The organism is Crocosphaera sp. Alani8, from assembly GCF_038442745.1.
In the GTDB taxonomy this organism is placed as follows: Bacteria; Cyanobacteriota; Cyanobacteriia; order Cyanobacteriales; family Microcystaceae; genus Crocosphaera.
Genome location: NZ_JARVCN010000278.1, coordinates 1 through 4191, shown reverse-complemented (window position 1 = coordinate 4191; position 4191 = coordinate 1). Strand labels below are relative to the sequence as shown.

Annotated in this window: 4 protein-coding genes and 1 pseudogene; 1 reads left to right on the top strand and 4 read right to left on the bottom strand. The window is 32.8% G+C overall.

All coding sequences use genetic code 11. From position 1 onward, the window contains the following. Positions 1-91 precede the first annotated feature (91 nt). From P9B04_RS15570 to P9B04_RS15560, 3 genes are all read right to left on the bottom strand, one after another. The gene (locus tag P9B04_RS15570) at positions 92-826 is read right to left on the bottom strand and encodes a DUF928 domain-containing protein (RefSeq protein WP_342055904.1); all 735 of its coding nucleotides are present in this window, start codon (positions 824-826) and stop codon (positions 92-94) included. A 64-nt stretch (positions 827-890) separates the two neighbouring features. Further along, on the bottom strand, positions 891-2747 hold the full coding sequence (locus tag P9B04_RS15565) for a sensor histidine kinase (RefSeq protein ID WP_342055903.1): 1857 nt from the start codon (positions 2745-2747) through the stop codon (positions 891-893). A gap of 97 nt (positions 2748-2844) precedes the next feature. After that, positions 2845-3525, bottom strand: coding sequence for a response regulator transcription factor (locus P9B04_RS15560; protein WP_342055902.1), 681 nt, complete (start codon positions 3523-3525; stop codon positions 2845-2847). A 145-nt stretch (positions 3526-3670) separates the two neighbouring features. On the opposite strand from P9B04_RS15560, the gene P9B04_RS15555 reads away from it, so the two are divergent. Next, positions 3671-3871, top strand: a complete 201-nt coding sequence (locus P9B04_RS15555; protein WP_342055901.1) for a hypothetical protein — start codon at positions 3671-3673, stop codon at positions 3869-3871. On the opposite strand, the pseudogene P9B04_RS15550 reads toward P9B04_RS15555, so the two are convergent. After that, a pseudogene (locus P9B04_RS15550) lies at positions 3868-4140 on the bottom strand (IS1 family transposase); the annotation flags it as partial. The gene P9B04_RS15555 and the pseudogene P9B04_RS15550 overlap by 4 nt on opposite strands. Between the last annotated feature and the right edge of the window lie 51 nt (positions 4141-4191).

The window sequence follows — 4191 nt, the reverse complement described above, 5'->3', positions numbered from 1 at the left end:
TAACGAGGAAATGCTATCAACTTAGATTGACTTTCACTACTTAAATAACACTACCGGGAATTGGTTATAAATTCCGTAACTATTGAGCAGTTCAATTATTTAATAAAAATTGTTCTAACCGTTCAATTCTTAATAAGTCACTATCGCCATTAATAGTTTCTTTTTCGTAGGGAATAAGTTCTTGTAATAAATTAACCCCAACTTCTCCTAATTCTCCTGATGGTGATAAGTTAATAGCTTCTTTCATCGCATCAAACCATAACCCAGATTCTGCATAAATATTGACTTTTGCTAAAGAATTAGATACATTTGCTAATTGATTAGTGAGAGTAGATGAAACATTAACAACCTCAAAATAAACGAGATCAGATAAAGCAGTTGAAGGAGAATTAGGTTCACAGAAAATAGTGACTTGACTAACATAAATTTTATTGGGTGTTAAGGGATTTTCCTCATTAGGCAAAGTAAAACTCATAATTCCTGAAGTAGTTGTCTTAGTTGTTTGATAAACCTTTTTATATTGATTATCCTGAATATGTTCATAAACAATAAATTCCATTTGACGGGGTTGGTTATCATCAATAAACCAAACAAAAGTAGGATGAGTTGATATTGTTTGTCCTACCCTGTTTCCAGAAGCTATAATAATAGATAAGCTATTTCCATCACAACCTCTTGTGGTTGCAGAACCAAATGAAGCGTTTGACGGAGGTTTTTTTTGATTAGGTGGAGGAGTATAGGCCGCTTGAGCAGTAGGAATGTTGAATAGGTTAAAATAGAGAAAGGTATTAATAAATAGAGTTAAAGTTAGTATTTGTTTTAGCATAATATTCTTAGGTTTTAGAACGTTAGTTACAAAGGTAAGTAATGAGAATATAAAAATGTTAGCCTTATGATTTTAATTTAAAATTCTTTATCTGTTCAAGTATTTGTCTAATTTTTTTAGAAATAGAATAAGAAGGGTTAAGTGGCCATTTTAATTGACATAATGTTCCTTTTGGGGATAAAGATTCTCGTTTAAATTCTCCCCCAAGATTTTTCGCTAATATTTGACATTGTTGGGTTCCTCTCCCTTGATAATTTGAAAACTGATTAAGTCCATTATCTTTAATAACTAAATGATAAAAATCCTCCTTATTTTGACCGGTTGCATTAATTCGAGTGACCCCATTAGCGTGTTTCCCGATATTACATAAACTTTCTTCTAAAAACTGACATAGTTCTCTTTTTTGTTGATAATTAAGATGTTTGTCTTCAATGGGTTCAAAAGAACGTGCTTTAATTTTAAGAGTGATCAAGTTAGGTAAATTACGAGTTAAAGTTTCAGTATAAACTTGATAAAATAGTTGGTGAAGAGGATGATTTAAGTCAAGTTTAGTTCCATTTACTAACCGCAATGTTTCCTCTTTGCTAAGGCCATCTAACTTAAGATATTCCCCTACACTTCTTATTTCTTGGTTCAATGTTTCTAATTCTTGTAATAAACTATCTTCTGGTATATTTTTATCTCTTACACCTTTTAGTAGATTGGAAAGAGTTTGTAAGGGTCCATTATGAATGCTAGTAAAAGCATTTTCAATCGTTAATTGACGAGTTTCTATTTCTGTTTTGACTTTTCTTTGATATTGAAAAAAACTAGCTAATAAAATACCATTTAGTCCTAACACAACTAAAGAAGGTATGAGAGGAATCCACCAGCCATATAATAAGAATAAATAACTAATTATAACTAAACTTAGGCTACTAATAAGAATAGTCAGTAAACCTTTTCTGGGAGAAGCAATAAAACGACTAATAATCAAACCTAATAATCCCCATACCGTGAGCCATAAATATTCAAAAATTTCGTTCCAACTTTTTATCAAAGGCCGTTGATCTTCCACTGCACTAATAATTTGACTAACAACATGACCGTGGAATTCGACTCCATAAATTTGTCCAGGTAACTCACTAGATTGTACGGCTGATGTATTAACAAAATCTTTAATACTTGGAGAAGTAACTCCAATAATAATAACCCTATCTTTTAACCACTCAGGATTTACATTGCCTTGCTCAATATTATCAAGACTCAAGCGACGAAAAGGATTGACGTTATTCCGAAAATTAAGTAGCATTTGCACTCCAAAATTATCAGCTTTTTGATAGCCTCCTGTTTGACTAAAAAAACGAGGAATTTCTACTAAGTTAAATCTCATAGCATGAGCATCTTTTAGTCCATTTTCTAGTAATATTCCATCTTTCCTTAGATAAAGCTCTGCCAATTTCAACGAAAAAGAGAAACCATAGTCTTGAGAATTTTCGGGTTTAACACTTCCTAATAAACTTCGTCTTGTTCTTCCATCTAAATCGATTAAGATATCAACAAATCCTATTTTATCTGTAGATAGATTAGGAGGTTTACTAATAGTAGGAGATAAGATTTTTTCGACTCCAATTAAATTCTTACTGTTTTCAAATATTTTAACTAAGTTTTGATGGCCTGGTTCCACAGAAATATCTCTGACAATATCTAATCCAATTGCTCTGGGCTTATATTGCTGTAATTTTTTTATAAGTTCTGCAATTTGTTGATCCGATAAAGGATATGTTCCTGCTTTTTTTATATCCTCTTCTGTAATTCCAATAATAATAATTCTTTCATCCGTGGACTCAGAAGGGCGTAAACGTAACAATAAATCAAATGTCAACCATTCCCAGTATTGAAATCCTCCTATTAAACGCATAATTATTACTAAGGAAATCATAAGAAAACCCAAACTCATCGAGGGACTGAATTTATCTTGATCCCTAATTTTTTTCCATTTATTATAAATTGATTTTAGCATTTATTTTCATTATAAATCAATCAATCAAGCCCTCTTCCCTGGCTCTAATTTCCGTTTGCACCCGCAGATTTTTTCCTTCTTTTTTACTATCTTCAGGATAAATATCTAAAACATCTTGAATTTTTGTCCAGTAATGACGAACCGTTCGTTCAGCGACATTCATCTCCTTTGCTATCATTTTATCAGTCAATCCTTGCTCAAACGCAAGAGTAAGTACCTCTAACCATTCTGATTTGATTTCTAATTGGATTTTGAGGTCTTTTGTCTGAGTAAGACCTTGTAATGACCAGTTCATCCGAGTTAGCATATCTTGGGTTGAAAGTCCTTTATCTGCAAGGGTAAATCCTCCTTGATGACTATCAATTTCGTGTTTAATTCGGGTTAAAGCTTTAACATAACTACTTTGTACCATTAAATTAAGTTGAGGATAGTCTTTCATCAACTGTTGAACCAATTGAATTCCTGCCTCAATTTGGGCCGTCATCCCAGGTTTTTCAGGAATTGAGAGATCGATAACCACTAAGTCTGGATCGATTGTTTTAACTTTATCTAAAAATTCTTCTGCTGTATTTGCTGTTAAGAGTTCTGCTCCTGGATAATGTTGTTTTAAAATGTTAAATGTTCCCCCTAAGATTAAGGGATGATCATCTACAATCACGATCTTGGGTTTTTGTGCAGATGAGCAAGTTGTATTCATTAGAAGTACCTCAACGTTGATGCAAACCATCATTTTGTATTGCTTAAGTGCTTTTCTTTCACTAATATAAAATAACTCTTAGCGTTATTCATTGAACTTTTGTGTAAGTATTGTTTCTGATTTATGCCAATAATCTAACACTTTTATGAAACAAGTCTGGCTCAATGCCTTTGATCAGGAGGAAAAAGTCATATATTATGAACAGAGTAGTCCCTACAAAACAGTGGAGTTAAGGAATTCATGGGCATTAGGGACGATCGGGACAACAATTAAATCTCGCCATTCTAATGGAGTAGAAGTTAGTCCCATTTTCATCGCTGGAGTAAAATGGGCACTGGTCAATTAAGATGTGTTGTCTTCCCAACTTCGCCAATTGAGCATTTCTTCCATCAAAATTGGTCTTTTGATATACCCAATTTCCATAGCAGGAGTAATATTTCTTCCAAGGCTAAAATGTGGTCTAACCCAATTATGTATTAATCTTTGAATGGTAATGGCTCGATTTAATCCTTCAACCTTTTTAGCATATAAATTTTGTCTTCTTCTATAAGCACTGCATTTACGTCGAATTGCACTGTTATGAGCCTCATTATGGTTGGCATGAACTTCTTGTTTAACTCACATCTTGCACCAAGAAAAGTTGATATGAGAAGCGATGGCTAAAAC